Source organism: Arenibacter palladensis, from assembly GCF_900129275.1.
GTDB lineage: Bacteria > Bacteroidota > Bacteroidia > Flavobacteriales > Flavobacteriaceae > Arenibacter > Arenibacter palladensis.
Genome location: NZ_FQUX01000003.1, coordinates 387306 through 403666 on the forward strand (window position 1 = coordinate 387306; position 16361 = coordinate 403666).

General features: G+C 37.7%; 16 protein-coding genes. 10 read left to right on the forward strand and 6 right to left on the reverse strand.

Annotated features, from left to right (window positions below):
- The first annotated feature begins 28 nt into the window (after positions 1-28).
- The 3 genes from BUA60_RS11770 to BUA60_RS11780 all read left to right on the forward strand — a co-directional run bounded on the left by BUA60_RS11770 (position 29) and on the right by BUA60_RS11780 (position 3962).
- Positions 29-679 carry a GDSL-type esterase/lipase family protein gene (locus tag BUA60_RS11770; RefSeq protein ID WP_072861970.1) on the forward strand — a complete coding sequence of 217 codons (651 nt, stop codon included), beginning with the start codon at positions 29-31 and terminating at the stop codon, positions 677-679.
- 45 nt (positions 680-724) lie between these two features.
- A complete protein-coding gene (locus tag BUA60_RS11775; protein WP_072861971.1) occupies positions 725-2344 on the forward strand; it encodes a family 20 glycosylhydrolase in 1620 nt (539 codons plus the stop codon).
- Positions 2345-2456: 112 nt separating this feature from the next.
- Positions 2457-3962 (forward strand): S10 family peptidase, encoded by a 1506-nt coding sequence (locus BUA60_RS11780; RefSeq protein ID WP_072861972.1) that lies wholly within the window; start codon positions 2457-2459, stop codon positions 3960-3962.
- Between the two features lie 79 nt (positions 3963-4041).
- Here the strand turns inward: BUA60_RS11780 and BUA60_RS11785 are convergent, their stop codons facing one another.
- The 4 genes from BUA60_RS11785 to ruvX form a co-directional block, all read right to left on the reverse strand.
- The gene (locus BUA60_RS11785) at positions 4042-6621 is read right to left on the reverse strand and encodes a carboxylesterase family protein (protein ID WP_072861973.1); all 2580 of its coding nucleotides are present in this window, start codon (positions 6619-6621) and stop codon (positions 4042-4044) included.
- 213 nt (positions 6622-6834) lie between these two features.
- The gene (locus BUA60_RS11790) at positions 6835-7263 is read right to left on the reverse strand and encodes a DUF5606 family protein (RefSeq protein ID WP_072861974.1); all 429 of its coding nucleotides are present in this window, start codon (positions 7261-7263) and stop codon (positions 6835-6837) included.
- A gap of 57 nt (positions 7264-7320) precedes the next feature.
- Positions 7321-7911, reverse strand: a complete 591-nt coding sequence (def, locus tag BUA60_RS11795; protein WP_072861975.1) for a peptide deformylase — start codon at positions 7909-7911, stop codon at positions 7321-7323.
- 1 nt (position 7912) lies between these two features.
- On the reverse strand, positions 7913-8326 hold the full coding sequence (ruvX, locus tag BUA60_RS11800; RefSeq protein WP_072862078.1) for a Holliday junction resolvase RuvX: 414 nt from the start codon (positions 8324-8326) through the stop codon (positions 7913-7915).
- A gap of 102 nt (positions 8327-8428) precedes the next feature.
- Here ruvX and BUA60_RS11805 point away from each other — a divergent pair, with 102 nt between their 5' ends.
- From BUA60_RS11805 to BUA60_RS11815, 3 genes are read left to right on the forward strand one after another with little or no spacing between them, the layout of a single operon-like run.
- Positions 8429-9244: a 2,3,4,5-tetrahydropyridine-2,6-dicarboxylate N-succinyltransferase gene (locus BUA60_RS11805; protein WP_072861976.1), complete on the forward strand. Its 816-nt coding sequence runs from the start codon at positions 8429-8431 to the stop codon at positions 9242-9244.
- 10 nt (positions 9245-9254) lie between these two features.
- The gene (locus BUA60_RS11810; protein WP_072861977.1) at positions 9255-9635 is read left to right on the forward strand and encodes an HAD family hydrolase; all 381 of its coding nucleotides are present in this window, start codon (positions 9255-9257) and stop codon (positions 9633-9635) included.
- Between the two features lie 13 nt (positions 9636-9648).
- Positions 9649-10233 (forward strand): LicD family protein, encoded by a 585-nt coding sequence (locus BUA60_RS11815; protein ID WP_072861978.1) that lies wholly within the window; start codon positions 9649-9651, stop codon positions 10231-10233.
- Here BUA60_RS11815 and BUA60_RS23195 read toward each other — a convergent pair.
- Positions 10230-10868 carry an FAD synthase family protein gene (locus tag BUA60_RS23195; protein WP_218587922.1) on the reverse strand — a complete coding sequence of 213 codons (639 nt, stop codon included), beginning with the start codon at positions 10866-10868 and terminating at the stop codon, positions 10230-10232. The genes BUA60_RS11815 and BUA60_RS23195 overlap by 4 nt on opposite strands.
- Positions 10869-11258: 390 nt before the next feature.
- Between BUA60_RS23195 and BUA60_RS11825 the strand changes: the two genes are divergently transcribed.
- Complete coding sequence (locus BUA60_RS11825) at positions 11259-12053, forward strand: glycosyltransferase family 2 protein (protein WP_072861979.1); 795 nt, start codon at positions 11259-11261, stop codon at positions 12051-12053.
- Here BUA60_RS11825 and BUA60_RS11830 read toward each other — a convergent pair.
- A complete protein-coding gene (locus BUA60_RS11830; protein WP_072861980.1) occupies positions 12032-12859 on the reverse strand; it encodes a glycosyltransferase family 2 protein in 828 nt (275 codons plus the stop codon). The two genes, BUA60_RS11825 and BUA60_RS11830, sit on opposite strands and share 22 nt — an antisense overlap.
- A gap of 64 nt (positions 12860-12923) precedes the next feature.
- Here BUA60_RS11830 and BUA60_RS11835 point away from each other — a divergent pair, with 64 nt between their 5' ends.
- The 3 genes from BUA60_RS11835 to BUA60_RS23435 are packed head-to-tail and all read left to right on the forward strand — an operon-like array spanning position 12924 to position 16357.
- A complete protein-coding gene (locus tag BUA60_RS11835) occupies positions 12924-13832 on the forward strand; it encodes an ATP-grasp fold amidoligase family protein (protein ID WP_072861981.1) in 909 nt (302 codons plus the stop codon).
- Positions 13833-13850: 18 nt separating this feature from the next.
- Positions 13851-14537, forward strand: a complete 687-nt coding sequence (locus BUA60_RS11840) for a phosphocholine cytidylyltransferase family protein (protein ID WP_072861982.1) — start codon at positions 13851-13853, stop codon at positions 14535-14537.
- Positions 14534-16357: a CDP-glycerol glycerophosphotransferase family protein gene (locus BUA60_RS23435; RefSeq protein ID WP_072861983.1), complete on the forward strand. Its 1824-nt coding sequence runs from the start codon at positions 14534-14536 to the stop codon at positions 16355-16357. The genes BUA60_RS11840 and BUA60_RS23435 overlap by 4 nt, the downstream gene beginning before the upstream one ends.
- Positions 16358-16361: the final 4 nt, after the last annotated feature.

Genomic DNA, 16361 nt, shown 5'->3' on the forward strand with positions numbered 1-16361 from the left:
AAATATTATAATTTAAACCTTTAATTTAATGACATTGAAAAAGCTCACTTATTTATTCCTTTCTTTGGCGTTCCTTGGTTATGGCCAAAAAACCCCGGCCTTTCAAAATGAGGTGAAGGCCATACAGAAAAAATATGAATCCCTTTGGGACTCCTCCAAAGAAACCATTGTGTTTACTGGTAGTTCCAGCATCAGGATGTGGAAAAACTTGGAATCCATGTTCCCCAATCACCAAATTATCAACTCTGGTTTCGGTGGATCACAATCTTCCGATCTCTTCCAGTATTACAATGAGCTCATATTACAATATAATCCTAAGAAGGTTTTTATCTACGAGGGTGATAATGATATTGCTTCCAAGAAAAGGACCAAGGATATTATAGACACCACCCGTGAAATCATTAATAAGATTAGGGAAAGAAATAATGCAACCCAGGTGGTGATCATAGCTGCAAAACCAAGTTTGGCTAGGTGGAAGCTAAAAAGAAAATACATGAAATTGAACAGGGCATTCGAAAAGTTATGTGAAGAGGACAGTGCCTTGCAGTTTGCCAATGTGTGGGATGTGATGATGGATGGAAAACAGGTAAGAAAGGATATCTTTATAAGTGACGGACTTCATATGAACAGTAAAGGGTACGACCTTTGGTTTTCGGTCATCAAACCTTATATGAATTGACCCAAGGACAGGAATAAGCAAATAATACTAACACAATCCAACTAAATGAAAAATTCAATTCTTTTTAAATCACTGGTAGTACTAACAGTTTTTACTGCCTTCGTTGCATGTCAACAGGAAAAAAAGAAAGTAATCAATTTTCCAACAACAGATCTAAAGGCGGAAAATTTTGTTCCAAAACCGCTAAAAATAATCCCTACCAATAGTGCTTTTGGATTGGATAAAAATACCATCATCTATACCTCCCAAAATGCTACGGGCTTCCCTGAGGTCGGCGAATTCTTATCGGAAAAAATAAAATGGCAGACCGATTTGGACTTGGCGGTAAATTCTTCGACCAATACCAGTGCGGAGCGAATTATTTTTATCAACCAATCCGACAGTACTGCTTTTTCATCCAAAGAGGGTTACGACTTGCACATAACCCAGGATTCCATTATCCTTAATGCAAAAACGGCCGAAGGCGCCTTTAGAGGTGTACAGACTATAAGACAAATAATTCCGGAGACCAGTAACGATACCCTTTCCGAAAATAAAATGTGGTTGATTCCAACTGGTAAAATCATAGACAATCCGAATTTTGAATACAGGGGGTCCATGTTGGATGTGGCCAGGCATTTTTTTAGTGTAGAGGATGTAAAAAAGTATATTGATATCCTGGCATATTACAAAATTAATATCCTACACCTACACCTTGCGGATGACCAAGGCTGGAGGATAGAAATTAAATCATGGCCCAAACTTACCGAAATAGGTGGTAGTTCTGAAGTGGGTGGTGGACCAGGTGGCTTTTATACCCAAGAAGAATATAAGGATATTGTGGCCTATGCCGCCAAGCATTATATAACCATAGTTCCTGAAATAGATATGCCAGGGCATACCAATGCGGCATCAGTTTCCTATCCCATTCTAAATGGAAATGGAAAAACGCCAAAAATTTATACGGGCACTGAAGTTGGGTTTAGCACCTTTGACACGCGCAAGGATACTGTTTATGCCTTTATAGATGATGTTGTAAGGGAAATATCGGCTATTACTCCCGGTCCGTATTTTCATGCTGGCGGAGATGAAAGTCATGTTACCAAGAAAAAGGATTTCATCCATTTTGTTTCCAAAGTGGACAAAATTGTAAAAAAATACGGCAAAAAAATGATCGGCTGGGATGAAATTGTGCATGCCGATATTGATACCAGCGCCATAGCACAATTTTGGGCCAACGAGGAAAATGCCAAACTGGCTGTGGAAAAAGGGTTAAAAATAATATTATCCCCAGGAAAAAAGGCCTATCTGGATATGCAATATGACACCCTATCTAAATACGGACTTCATTGGGCAGGCTACATTCCCGTGGATACAGGATATATATGGACACCAGAAAGATATGTAAAGGGAATCAATAAGGAAAATATTCTGGGCGTTGAAGCTCCATTATGGTCCGAGACCATAAGCAATATGGAGGAATTGGAGTATTTGGCATTTCCTAGGATGATAGGATATTCCGAGCTTAGCTGGAGCGTTGAAGAAAATAGAAATTGGGAAAATTACAAAGTAAGGTTAGGCAACCAGGCACCGTATTTGGACAAAATGAATGTAAAATACTACCCGTCCGAACTAATAGATTGGAAAAAAAGCAAGTATACCTACAAAACTATCGATAAGGACTAATTGTTCATTAAACATTACTGTCGGCTATAATCCGTATATTTAATATATTGTAAGCCCCTAATTATCAGACTTTACCTGTTTAGCTATTTAACCAAATTTAAATACTGAACAAATGAAAGCCTTTATTCTAATCACCACCCTTCTTTTGGGACAATTCTGCTATCCCAACAAGGAAAACGATTCTATACCCAAAGCCGAGGTAGCTACCACCATGCAAAGCGTTACCATAAATGGCAATACCATTTATTTAACTGCAAAGGCAGGAACTTTTGAGGTAAAGGATGAAACCAACAAGCCCATTGCCTTAATGGGCTTTACCTATTACACTAGGGATTCCAAAAGAGGATTGGCAACACAGAGGCGCCCAATAGTTTTTGCCTTCAACGGTGGCCCGGGCTCATCGTCTTTTTGGCTGCATATGGGAATTTTGGGGCCTAAAAGAATTGTAGTGGACGACCCTAAATCTACCCCAGCTGCGCCCTATAAAATTGTAAACAACAATTACTCTATCCTGGATGTTGCAGATCTTGTAATGATAGACCCCGTAGGTACCGGTCTAAGCATACCTATAGGAAAAGCCAAGTTCAAGGATTTTTGGGGTGTAGATCAGGATATCAGGAGCCTCTCCCTATTCATAACACAATTTCTAATCCATAACGATCGTATGAACAGTCCCAAATTTCTATTGGGGGAAAGTTATGGCACCTTTAGAAACGCAGGTTTAATGAATACCCTGTTAAACCAAGGGGTGGCCATGAACGGAGTAATAATGGTATCGGCTGTTTTCGATCTAAGGACCCTTCTCTTTCCGCCAAATGACGACCTACCATATATAGTTCATTTTCCTACCTATGCCGCCACGGCATGGTACCATGATAAAATAACGGACAAACAGGAAAACGTTTTTGAATTCCTCAAGACCGTTAGATCCTTTACCGAAAATGAGTACACCCCTGCCCTATTTAAAGGAGATCAAATTTCGGAAAATGAAAAAGCCAACATTGCCTCCAAATTAGCGTACTACACTGGTACAGATACGGACTATTGGTTAAAAGCGGATTTAAAGGTAACGGCATCTGAATTTTTTGCTGAATTTTTAAGGGACAAAGGCGAGATTGTAGGAAGGTTGGATTCTCGCTTTACAGGAATCAATGAAGATCTCCTTGCCCAAGAAGGAAGCCATGACCCCCAAAGTATGGCCATTTCCCCCGCCTACATTAGTGGGTTTCTGGATTATTTTTATGGCGACTTAAAAGTGAATAAAAATTTGCTATACTCCATAACAGCAGGCAGAAGGGATGGATTTAAATGGGATTGGACGCATAAAGGAAATACCAGATGGGGCACCTCGGCGGCGATCAACACCGGTATTGATATGGCCACGGCCTTATCCAGAGATCCTAACATGAAGGTCTTGATCTTGAACGGCATCTATGACCTAGCCACTGTTTTTTATGGGGTGGAACACAGCATCAATCATTTGGGCCTTAAAAAGGAAATCAAGGATAATATCACCATGGAATATTATGAGGCGGGACATATGATGTATACCCATAAACCCTCCATGGAAAAATTCAGGAAAGATGTTTCCAGTTTTATCCTTAACACATCAAAATAATAGGTAGATAATCGTCCAAATAGTATACCTAATCCATTTATAAACGAATTGTGATATTCGTTATTTGGACGATGTTTCCTTATTTCCATTCAAAATCACCATTTTCAATAGTCCAATCATTACCAAAAAATCCAGCACATTTTACTGCAGAAGTTCCTTGTGCCAATACAGTTTCATCAAAGAGCATCAAATCCGGAAAAGTAGTTCCGTTCACCAAATAATGGTTGGCATAGGCGGCTTTCATTCCCAGAAGCCCCGTAGCAGTTACCACCCCAACACTGGCCACATCGCTATCCGCTCTCGGAACTATAAAATACATGCCCCAATTGTTGCCGCTGATACTTCTACTGCCAAAATTTAATTTATTATTGAATACTTGGACGGGGCTATCTTTTAATAATTTATCCCAGGCAGCATTATTGTTTTTATTACCATAAACAACAACATTTTGGTTAGGATAATCTCTTAAGGAAAAGTCGATATCCGCAACCAATTCTATATTGCCATTGGCCTTGTACCAGAAAGTATCCGCATCAAACCTTGCCTTATTGTAATACCAATCATTCTCTTCTTTGGAACCTTTTGTAGCATATACAAATACTACATCATTTCTAAAGGCATCTTTAAACCCTCCGTTTCTATGAGGTCCTTTTTCCTCCAATGAAGGTTTATCTACAATATTCCAATCCCCATCCTTTTCCTTAAAGTAGATATTTTCCTTGGATGTAATACCAATCTCCTTTCCGTTAAGTTCAATACTATGGATATCCCCGGGCAATTTTGTAAAATCTACCTCCAACAGAGACACATTTTTGGTCTCTATTTTAATAATGGAATCCCACGTAAAATCAAATGAACTTACTTCAAAAGGTATTTGTTGCTGATGGATGGTAATAAAATGCGAGGTCGCTGAAACTCCTGGCGACCCTGTACTGAACTCCAGCTTCTTTATATCCTGTACCTCGGGAATCGTTCGTTGCTTAAACAGATTAAAAATGGGTTCCCAATCTACACTGTGGTCCCCATACCAATGCGTACCGCCTGGATACTCATAATAGGTGAAATCCGGATGGAATTTTCCCAATCTCTCCCTCATATCGCGCGCTAAACTAGTAGGTACAACGTTATCTTTTTCACCGTGCAGCACATATACTCCGTGATGCAGATAATTTCGAATCAATTTTAAGGTTCTGCTAGGGGTTCCCGCTCTTTCTACAATGTTTTCGACCGCAGTAGGGACATACTCCGCCGTCATACGTTCGAACATTTTAGGAGTAATACCATAGTTTGCCCTCTGTTCCTCACTCATTTCCAGAAGCCTCTCAGACCTACTTCCACGGTACAACAACAAATCTGGGTATCCGGCACATGGTGCAATAGCGGCAAAATGGTCTGGATAAGTTGCCCCCAAATACCATGTTCCATGTCCTCCCATGGAATGCCCTGTTAGATAAATTTTGCTGCTGTCCGGTTTAAAAATCCTCTTACTGTCCGCCAATACTTCCAAGGCATCCAATCTTCCCCAATCTTCCCAAGCAAACCCGTAAGGTCTTCTATTCGTTGGGGCAACAAGGTTACCCCAATCTTTTTGCTTATAGGCGTTAGCTTGATTTACGGCCTCTACAGAAGCTCCGTGTACCGAAAGGAAAAGTGCTGCGCCATCAGTTTGGCCATTGCTATCCGGTGCTACACTGTAATACTGTACACTTTTATCTATATCACTTATAAAAGTTCTCTTATGATGTTTATTTTTCGACTTCACATTTAATGCCAAGGTTTCGGTAGAAACCTGTTGCCCGTTACTTTGTATCAAACCTAGATCTACATTCACCTTTTCGAGGGAGGTATCCAAGGTGGACGAGGGAATGGAAAAAGGAATTTTATAAACCGTAAAAGGTGGAATATCGTTTATTTTGGTAGTAAGCTCCCTATCATTGACCTTGGCCACAATGGCATACTTCCTGATCCACTTATCAGAAGCATTTATAACCCTTATTGCAGCCTTATATTCCATGTCCTCCTCCAATAAAAGATCGGGAACCGTTACATCTCGGGTAGTAAATTGAACCTCGGCTTTAGGCTCCAATAAGCGTGCACGAATTCTTGGAAAACGGCCTACCTTTAAAACAAAAACATTATTCCCCTTTTTCAACTTTAAAGGGATAAGGTTCCAACCAAAATCGTAATGGTCACCTTCATAAGGATAACCATTAATGGAAACCAAAGAATGCCCGGAAGCTTCGAACAAAACCGTTTTTTCCGATCCCGAATTATACGTGAGATATACATAACCCGACCTAAGGTCTCTCCCGGAAAAGCTATTGGTACTATCCACCTTTATGGCGTTCCATTTTAATTCCCTTCCAAAGAAATCTATATCAAAAACTTCGCCCTCCTTGACCTGGGTACTCGGTTCCATCAGAAATTTGTCAAAAACTGGATCTACTGGAAAAGATGAAGATTCAAATCCGAAACTGGGAATGGACAAAGCCAAGGCCTTATTAAATACATGGATTACTTTTCCTTCATGAATATCCTCCACTTTTTCCTTACCAAAATACTCTACTATATTTCCGGTACGTTGCTGCCCGATAAGTACAAAGGGAAGGACAAGGAGAATTAAAAAAACAATTGCACTTTTTTTATAAAATTTAGCCATGACAAAACTGATTAAGGAATTAAAATATTAATTTCCATAATTAGTAGTCCGCTGCCCAACAATTTAGACCAATAACAAAAGCCTGAAGCTAAATGGAGAATAATTTTGCCATAGAGGTGATGGCTACCCTAATTTATTGGAAGGGAAACTTATATTTTGGGATAAAAAAAAACCTTCGTAAACGAAGGTTCTAATGTTGTATATATGTAAAATCTATTTTGTTTCCTTGGAAGCCTCTTCTTTTTCCTCCTCGTCCGCAAACTCTGTAATACCATGCTCATGTAACAAATTATACCATTGTATAATCTTTTTAATATCGCTGGCATAAACCCTATCCTCATCATAATTGGGTAGCACTTCAAACAAATATTCCTCCAATTTCATCTTATCCTCTTTATGGCTCACTGCTGTTTTACCACCATCTTCCTTTTCTTTGATCTTTTCGAACACCACTTTTAAAGGCACTTCCTCTTCCAAAGTGTAGATTGCGATCTCAGACAAGACACTAACATTGTTCTTAAAACTTACGGTAACTTTTTTTCCATCCAATAAAGATTCGGCTACAAAACCTGAACGCGTTTGCGTCAATAATTTAAAAAGTCCCGGCTTACCTGCAATCGATAATATTTTATTTAAACCCATCTGTTTTTTTAGTTTCAGCGGCAAATATGCTACTTTTTGTTTATAATAGAAATAGTTTTAACGTGCTTTTTTAATGTTGGGAAATCGCATTCTATATTCCACCTTGATCTTTCCCTTGGAAATATTGGCCAACCTTCCTTTTAAAAGGCGTTTTTTTAAGGAGGATAATTTATCGGTAAACAAAATACCCTCTATATGGTCATATTCATGTTGGATTACCCTGGCCAATAGACCATCATAGGTTTCCTTATAGGATTTAAAATTCTCATCCATATAGGATATGGTAATAGTATCTTTCCTGGAAACATCTTCCCTTACATCTGGAATACTAAGACAGCCTTCGTTAAAAGCCCATTCTGTTCCAGTTTCTTCCTCTATTTTTGCATTAATAAAAACTTTCCTAAACCCTTTTAATGCGTTTTGCTCTTCTTCCGTAAGCTCTTCGTCATCCGCAAATGGTGTGCTATCCACAACAAACAACCTTATGGGCAGCCCAATTTGAGGGGCGGCCAAACCCACACCATTGGCATTGTACATTGTGTCCCACATATTGGCCACCAACTCTTCAAATTTTGGAAAATCCTTGTCTATATCATCCGCCACTTTCCTAAGTACCGGGTCTCCATAAGCAACTATAGGTAATATCATACTATTGTTTTCTATTTAAATACGCCTGAAGGATAATAGTGGCGCTAATTTCATCGACTAAGGCCTTATCCCTTCTTTGTTTTTTATTAAGGCCACTATCTATCATGGTCTGAAATGCCATTTTAGAAGTAAAGCGCTCGTCCTGGCGCTCTACTGGTATCTTTGGAAAAACACCTTCCAAAGTTCTTAAAAAAGGTTTGATCAATTCCTCGGATTCGGATGGAAGATTGTTCATTTGCTTTGGTTCACCGATCACAAATTTTTCTACCTTCTCCTCTTGGACATACTTCCTAAGAAAATTCAAAAGGTCCTTGGTATCAACAGTAGTTAGGCCAGAAGCTATTATTTGCAACTCGTCCGTAACGGCAATTCCCGTCCGAACCTTTCCATAATCCAATGCTACAATCCTTCCCACACAAATTTTTTGCAAAAATAAGGGATAAATTGTTATAAGTGCAAAAACAAAAGGTTAATTACCTACTAGCCCTTATATTTGCTAAAATTTGAATTATTAAAGATGAAAGAACTAAGAAAAACAATAGAAACTGCCTGGGAAAATCGAGACTTACTTAAAGAAATTCCAACTCAGACCGCCATTAGGGAAGTCATAGATCTTTTGGATAACGGCAAATTACGCTGTGCCGAACCTACTACAGACGGTTGGCAGATCAATGAATGGATAAAAAAGGCAGTGGTACTATATTTTCCGATTCAAAAAATGGAAACCTTGGAAGCGGGTATCTTTGAATATCACGATAAAATGCCACTTAAAAGAGGCTATGCCGAAAAGGGTATACGTGTTGTTCCCAATGCAGTTGCCAGACACGGGTCTTATATTTCCGCGGGTACAATTTTAATGCCCAGTTATGTAAATATCGGAGCCTATGTAGATGAGGGAACCATGGTGGACACATGGGCCACCGTTGGTAGCTGTGCCCAAATTGGGAAAAACGTCCATCTTAGTGGTGGTGTTGGAATCGGCGGAGTCTTGGAGCCATTACAGGCAGCACCGGTTATCATTGAGGACAATGCCTTTATTGGATCCAGATGTATCGTTGTGGAAGGTGTACGTGTAGAAAAAGAAGCGGTATTGGGTGCAAACGTGGTACTTACCGGCTCAACAAAAATCATAGACGTTACTGGTGACAAACCTATAGAGAGAAAAGGATTGGTCCCAGCAAGATCTGTTGTTATCCCGGGAAGTTATACCAAAAAATTTCCGGCCGGAGATTATCAAGTGCCCTGTGCCTTAATCATTGGTACCCGAAAGGAGAGTACCAACAAAAAAACTTCCCTAAATGATGCCCTAAGGGAATACGACGTAGCGGTTTAAAAGCTATAAAATGAAAACTATTCTTGTTGATGCTTGGAACACCTTTGTTACTGAAAAGGGAATGGATATGGATCTATTAGAATTATTGGACTCCTATCCCAATCCTAAAATCATCCTAACAAATGCCAATAAACAGGAATGTATTACCTATAGAATTATAAATATGCCTTATCAGGTTTTTAGTTTGGAACATAATCCCAACAAGACCGATAAGGCATATTACCTTAAAATGTTAAGCCATTTTAATTTAAAACCTACTGAGGTCGTTTATTTTGAACACAATTCAGAGGCCTTAAATTCTGCCACCTCTGTTGGCATAAAAACCTTTTCTTACAATAAGGAAGGGAGTTTGGACGGACTTCGCATTTTCCTAAAAAATAATTTGGATTAAACCTTTGTAAATCATGGCATATAACATAACCCTTGAAGGAAAGAATAAAGTTATTGCCGAAAGAATGCTGAAGAATGTGGCTATCCTTTTTGACCGTTGTAATATTGATTACTGGATAGAAGGAGGTACCTTATTGGGCATAAAAAGGGAAAACAGACTATTGCCTTGGGATAACGACGTGGATATGTCCATTAACCAAGACCAATTGGATAAGTTGGACCAATTTTATGCAGCATTAAAAAAAGCAGGTTATAGGGTAAGGACCAGGCGCTTTAATGAAACCTCCGAGTTATTTATTAAAGGCAATATCCGAATGATAAAAATAAGGGAAAAGCGATTTTTCGGAATGATTAAAGGGGCAGTTTGTCTAGATGTTTTTATCAAATACCAACATGGGGAAAACAGTTATTGGGAAATAGACAACAAAACAAAGTTTGTCCCTAGCAAGTTTTACAGCACTTTTGCGTCTATTTCATTTAAAGATTTCGACTATAAAATCCCAGCACTGACGGATGAATATCTAACTTATAGATATGGAGATTGGCAAAAACAGGTTAAGGATTGGGATACTTCCAAAGATGACAATGCTATAGCCTAATTCTCTTGAGGTTGCAATTGTAATGTTTCCTTCAAGATGGTGCTACTTACATTTTCTGTATAGGCCACGTATTCCACGGGACATGTCGTTTTTGGAAATCTGCCTTTCCAATCGTCTCCAACGGAAATGGCGTCTATATTATACTCATCCACTATTCTTTGCTTATTTTTATCCGTCTGGGGAATAACTTCATCCACATAATTTATTGCCTTGACCAATTTTATCCTTTCTTCAAAAGGAATAATGGGCAGTCTCCCTTTTTCTTTCAAAATAAGTTCGTCCGTAGAAACGCCTACAATTAAATGACCACACATCTGTTTTGACCTTTTGAGAATGTTAAGATGCCCAAAATGAAAAATATCAAAACAACCGGAAGTATACATTTTATTATATTTCTTGGCCTTTTTACTGTGCTTTACTTTTATAGCAAGGGTATTCCCCTTTTTAAGTTTAATGATGTAATCTTTATTGTCAAAAAAAATGCCGATATTTTTAACGATTTCCAACATCTCAGACAAAGCATCATCAAATTCACATTTACAACTTATATACAATTTCACCTGATCGTCTGGATCCGTGACAAAGTTCCAGTTTGGATATTTGGACTTTAAAATATGTAGATAAGCCTCTGTCATATTTGAAGAATACAATTGTTAGTATATAATGCGTAAAGGTAGTAAACGCTAACAGACATAATTTATTATACCCTAATTTTTATATATAGCCTTGGTCGATCCACTTATTTATGAAGTTATCTTAAATAAAACCTTAATAAATTATCAACCCTACTATACTCTATGGCCAATCCCTTGTCCATACCAGTTAAGAAAAGCCCTATAAACCAAGGCAATAACCAAAATTAAAGGACCTTTTTGGGCACATTCTTGGAAAAACTACTTATAATTTGATATACTATTATCCATTTTTAATTGTTATGTATTAAGTAATATCCTATTAAATTTTAGTGATTTCAACGCAACTATTTCTATTAAAACTATCTAATAAGTGGTAAAATTTTCGATTGCATGATAGAACAGAGTGAAAAAATATCGGCTTTAATAATCACTTATAACGAAATTGGATATATTGAAAAATGTATCGATTCCATAGAATTCGCAGATGAAATTATAGTGGTGGATTCGTATAGCACAGATGGCACCTACGAGTATCTTAACAGTCATCCCAAGGTTAGGGTTATTCAACACGAATTTGAAAATTATACGGCCCAAAAATCATTTGCCCTAAAACAAGCTTCCAATGATTGGGTCCTTTTCTTGGATGCGGATGAAGTGGTTACTGACCAGTTGAGAAATGAAATAAAATGCAAGGCAAAAAAAGATTCTGAACATTGTGCATATTGGTTCTACCGTAAATTTATGTTCAAAAACAGTCGCCTGCGCTTTAGTGGGTGGCAAACCGATAAGAACTACCGGCTTTTTAGAAAAAGTAAAGCTCAATTTTGCAAGGAAAAAATAGTACACGAAACCCTTATTGTAAAAGGTACCTCTGGAATATTGAAGCAGAAGTTAATGCACTTCTGTTACAAAAACTACGAAGATTATAAATTTAAAATGCTAAGATACGGGCGTTTAAAGGCCAAGGAGGCCCATCAAAAAAACAAGAAGTTTAATTACCTTTTGTTAGTTTTTAAGCCTTTTTGGAAGTTTTTTAACCACTACATAATTAGATTGGGAATACTTGATGGAAAAAAAGGGATTACCATCTGCTATTTAAATGCCTTGGGTGATTTTGAAAGGTATATGGAATTAAAACGCTTGGGCAAAAAGGAAAAATTGAGCTATTTTTTGGTCAAGCCATAATCCGTCCAAGAACTTCTGGTCTTCTTTACCTGTTTCCTGATGTATTTGTTCTTTTGTATGGAAACTTCCGTTTTGTAGCCTCTCTTGTGATCCAAATGCACACAGATAGCACTATACCTTAATTGTATGGATTTGATTCCGCTGTTAACCAGTCTTTCCCCAAGTTCCCTGTCCTGTCCCCCGTACTGCATTCTTTCATCAAAACCATTTACCCTTAGAATATCCTTTTTCCAACCGGACGAGTTATGTCCGTTCCAGCTGGCCGTTGTAGGTGTCCAGGAATTTAGGAATTTTGAAACATGCCCCTTTGCCGTCAATTTTGTTCTTTTAAACTTTTTGGCTATTCCATGGGTCTCCAACCACTTAATGTTAAAACAATTTTGTTCCTCAATATCCTCTTTAGTTATTAATTGCGAAATATTCATGGGTAACATAAAATACCCCCCAGAAATAAAGTGGCCGGCCGCTCTATTTAGATAATGCACTTCAACAAAATCTTTTCTTGGAATACAATCGCCATCCGTCATAAGTATGTATTCCGCACGGCATGCCTTTAAGGCCTTATTCAATATTTTGGACTTCTGAAATCCATCATCCTCCTGCCAAACATGTTGAATTTCATAAAAAAAGGTATTTTGCATGGACCTAATCAAGTCCTTGGTTCTGGGTCCCGAACCATCATCGGCTATAACTACCTCAAAATCGGGATAACTTTGTTGATGAAAACCCCAAAGAACCTTTTCCAACCATTCTTCGGAATTATAAGTACTTACAATAACGGATATTGAAGGGCTGCTGTTCTCCACCCGACAAATTTATCAACCTTTAATTACATATCTTTGCCTACCTACTTTATCTTTGCATTAGGTTATGGTTAAAAAAATATTATACGGACTTCTTAAGAAATTTAAATTTCTACCCCAGAAGACCTTCATTAAAATATACTACGAATATTATTCGGGCAAGAAATTGGATCTCGACAATCCGGTTGAATTTTACGAAAAGATATCTTGGTACAAAGTTTTTTTTAGACCTAAAATATTAAATCAGCTGGTAGACAAATATGCTGTTAAGGCCTATGTGGAAGATAAAATTGGTAAACAATATTTAAATGAAACCTTGGCGGTATATGATAGAAGTTCCGAAGTGGATTTTGACAAATTGCCGGATCAATTTGTTATTAAGGGGGTCCATGGCTACCATTTCAACCTAATTGTTAAGGACAAAAAAAAACTGAACAAAATCAAATCGAGATATTTACTCAAGAAATGGATGTCCAAGAACCAATACTATAGGGGTGGTAAAGAATGGGCCTATAAAGATGTTAAGCCCAGATTAATAGCCGAAAAATACCTGGAAGAAATGGGGAAAGAGGTCTTAAACGACTACAAGTTCTTTTGCTTTGATGGCAGCCCTAAATTTGTACAGATCGATATAGATAGAGGTTCAAAAAACTCTAGATGTTACTACGATATGGAGTGGAACAAACTAGACCTGTACACCCAAAAGATTCCTTACTATGAAGGTGAAATTGATAGGCCTGAAAATTTTGGGGAAATGAAAATAGTAGCCCAAAAATTAGCCGCTAACCTTCCGTTTACGAGGGTAGATCTTTATTCCATACAAGGAAAAACATTATTTGGTGAAATGACCTTTTATCCCTCCGATGCCAGGAATAGCTTTTTACCAGAAAAATACAACAAAATAATTGGTGATTACTTTGTTCTACCAGAGATTCCAAAAGGACAAAAATATATAACAAGTCTAGTTACGGACTAGCATTTAACGAAAAAACTCATGAAAATTGTCATTTTAGCAGCGGGTATTGGATCAAGACTTGGAAACCCATTTCCTAAACCTTTGACACCTTTAAAAAATGGAAAATGTATTATGGAGATGCAGGTCAACAATTTGGAAGAAACCTTTGATATAGACGATATTAACGTTGTTGTTGGTTTTAAAAAAGACCTAATAATGGAACGCTTTCCGGAACTCACCTATATATACAACCCATTTTTTGATCAGACCAATACTTCCAAAAGTCTTTTAAAAGCCCTAAGAAAAAACAGGGACAAATCCGTGCTTTGGCTAAATGGCGATGTTGTTTTTGATGTAAGTCTCCTATCCGTCCTAATACCCTACATTAATAAAAATCAATCATTCGTAGCCGTAAACACCAGTAAGGTGGCAGATGAAGAGGTAAAGTACACATTAAAGGATAATTATATTGATAAATTGTCCAAGACGGTGAAAAATGGACTTGGTGAAGCAGTAGGTATTAACTTCATTGCTGCCAAGGATATAAAAAGTTTTATCACTAGACTTGAGGAATGTGATGACAATGATTATTTTGAAAGAGGTCTGGAGCTGGCCATAGAAAAAGACGACCTTAAAATTAGTGCCGTGGACATTTCCGATTACAATTGTATGGAAGTTGATTTTAAGGAAGATTTGGAAAATGCCAATACCCTATTTCGCAAATGAAAGTAATTTTATTTTGCCAAAATGCATATGCCTTTGGCATCCTTGCTCCCATCCGGGATGTACTTCAGGAACAGGGACATGATTTTCTTTGGTATATTTCTGGTAAACTCTTGGTTAATTTTCCATATAAAAATGAGGATTACACCCTTAGTACTTTAGATTTACAACTGTATAAAAGCGATGCCATTTATGTGCCTGGAAACGAAGTACCCTATTATATCCGGGGGCTAAAAGTCCAAGTTTTTCATGGACTTGCAGGTGAAAAAAAAGGACATTTCAGGATACGGCACTACTTTGATCTTTATCTTACCCAAGGCCCCTATTTCACTGATAAATTCAATGAGCTAAAAAAAGTACACGATAATTTTGATGTGATAGAGACAGGGTGGCCAAAATTGGATGTCTACAGCACGGAAAAAAACAAATATGATTTTGAAAAGAAAGCCATTTTGCAGCAGTTCAACACGGATAAAATTGTTCTTTACGCCCCTACCTTCTCCCCTAGCCTAACTTCTGCCCCATATCTATTAAAGGAAATAAGAAACCTTGCCGAGACTACGGGATACGTAATCTTTATAAAGTTCCATGACCTCATGGACCAAAAATGGATAAAGGAATACAAAAGGCTGTCCAATGAAATTCACAATGTAATTTTCAAAGAGGACAAAAACATTATTAAATCGCTCTTACAGGCAGATATATTGGTTAGCGACACCTCATCCGTAATATACGAATTCATTCTCTTGAACAAACCAGTAATATCCTTCAAGAATATTGCCGAAAAGGTGTTGTGGGACAACTCAAAAACTTATAGTGGTCTTACCGAGAAAGTTTTGGACAATTTTCACTTGGATCCCCACGCTGCGGAAAGAGCATACATAAATATGCAATTTCACCCATATCAAGATGGAAAGTCTGCAGTTCGCATGGTAAACGCAGTTAAAGAATATATTGAAATACATGGGGTGCCGGAAGAAAGAAAACTATCCCTAGCAAGAAGGCTTAAAATTAATTCCATGTTCGGAAAACCAACCAAGAATCCCTTTGTTGGTGAAAAAATAAATAAAATCTCTGCAATTCTCATTACCTACAATGAGGATATCCATATCAATGCTGTTTTGGAAAATGTAAAGTTTGCAGACGAGATTATCGTAGTGGATTCCTTTAGCACGGATGGCACAATCGAAAAAATCAAAGAGCATCCTGAGGTTAAATTAATCCAGCGGCCATTTGTAAACTATACAGACCAAAAATCCTATGCCTTAGAGCAGGCAACCAATGATTGGGTACTTTTCCTTGATGCCGATGAACGAGTTCCAGATGGACTAAGAAATGAAATCTTGGAAACCGTAAATTCCTCCAATCCAACGGCAGATGCCTATTATTTTTACCGAACCTTTATGTTCAAAAATAAGGTTTTGCGCTTTAGTGGTTGGCAAAGGGATAAAAATTATAGACTGTTCAAAAAAAGTAAGGTTCATTTTACGCAGGATAGGATAGTACACGAAACATTGGTTGTGGACGGACAGTCTGAGGTACTTAAAAACAAACTAATCCATTACTCCTATAAGGATTATGAAGACTACAAGGGCAAAATGATAAAGTATGGACAAATGAAGGCGGTAGAGGAACTTAAAAAGGATTATGACCCCAACTTCTACCACTTTGTATTTCGCCCATTTTACAAATTTTTCAATCATTATATTCTACGATTCGGAATACTCGACGGAAAAAAAGGGCTAATCATATGTTATCTTAACGCATTGGGAGTATATTCCCGATACAAGGAACTAAAGAGATTAAGAAATTTAAGACAATAAGTGT

Bases quoted from the DNA above. Each gene is read 5' to 3' on its own strand.
- BUA60_RS11770 (WP_072861970.1), top strand. From the start codon at position 29: ATGACATTGAAAAAGCTCACTTATTTATTCCTTTCTTTGGCGTTCCTT.
- BUA60_RS11775 (WP_072861971.1), top strand. From the start codon at position 725: ATGAAAAATTCAATTCTTTTTAAATCACTGGTAGTACTAACAGTTTTT.
- BUA60_RS11780 (WP_072861972.1), top strand. From the start codon at position 2,457: ATGAAAGCCTTTATTCTAATCACCACCCTTCTTTTGGGACAATTCTGC.
- BUA60_RS11785 (WP_072861973.1), bottom strand. From the start codon at position 6,621: ATGGCTAAATTTTATAAAAAAAGTGCAATTGTTTTTTTAATTCTCCTT.
- BUA60_RS11790 (WP_072861974.1), bottom strand. From the start codon at position 7,263: ATGGGTTTAAATAAAATATTATCGATTGCAGGTAAGCCGGGACTTTTT.
- def (WP_072861975.1), bottom strand. From the start codon at position 7,911: ATGATATTACCTATAGTTGCTTATGGAGACCCGGTACTTAGGAAAGTG.
- BUA60_RS11805 (WP_072861976.1), top strand. From the start codon at position 8,429: ATGAAAGAACTAAGAAAAACAATAGAAACTGCCTGGGAAAATCGAGAC.
- BUA60_RS11810 (WP_072861977.1), top strand. From the start codon at position 9,255: ATGAAAACTATTCTTGTTGATGCTTGGAACACCTTTGTTACTGAAAAG.
- BUA60_RS11815 (WP_072861978.1), top strand. From the start codon at position 9,649: ATGGCATATAACATAACCCTTGAAGGAAAGAATAAAGTTATTGCCGAA.
- BUA60_RS23195 (WP_218587922.1), bottom strand. From the start codon at position 10,868: ATGACAGAGGCTTATCTACATATTTTAAAGTCCAAATATCCAAACTGG.
- BUA60_RS11825 (WP_072861979.1), top strand. From the start codon at position 11,259: ATGATAGAACAGAGTGAAAAAATATCGGCTTTAATAATCACTTATAAC.
- BUA60_RS11835 (WP_072861981.1), top strand. From the start codon at position 12,924: ATGGTTAAAAAAATATTATACGGACTTCTTAAGAAATTTAAATTTCTA.
- BUA60_RS11840 (WP_072861982.1), top strand. From the start codon at position 13,851: ATGAAAATTGTCATTTTAGCAGCGGGTATTGGATCAAGACTTGGAAAC.
- BUA60_RS23435 (WP_072861983.1), top strand. From the start codon at position 14,534: ATGAAAGTAATTTTATTTTGCCAAAATGCATATGCCTTTGGCATCCTT.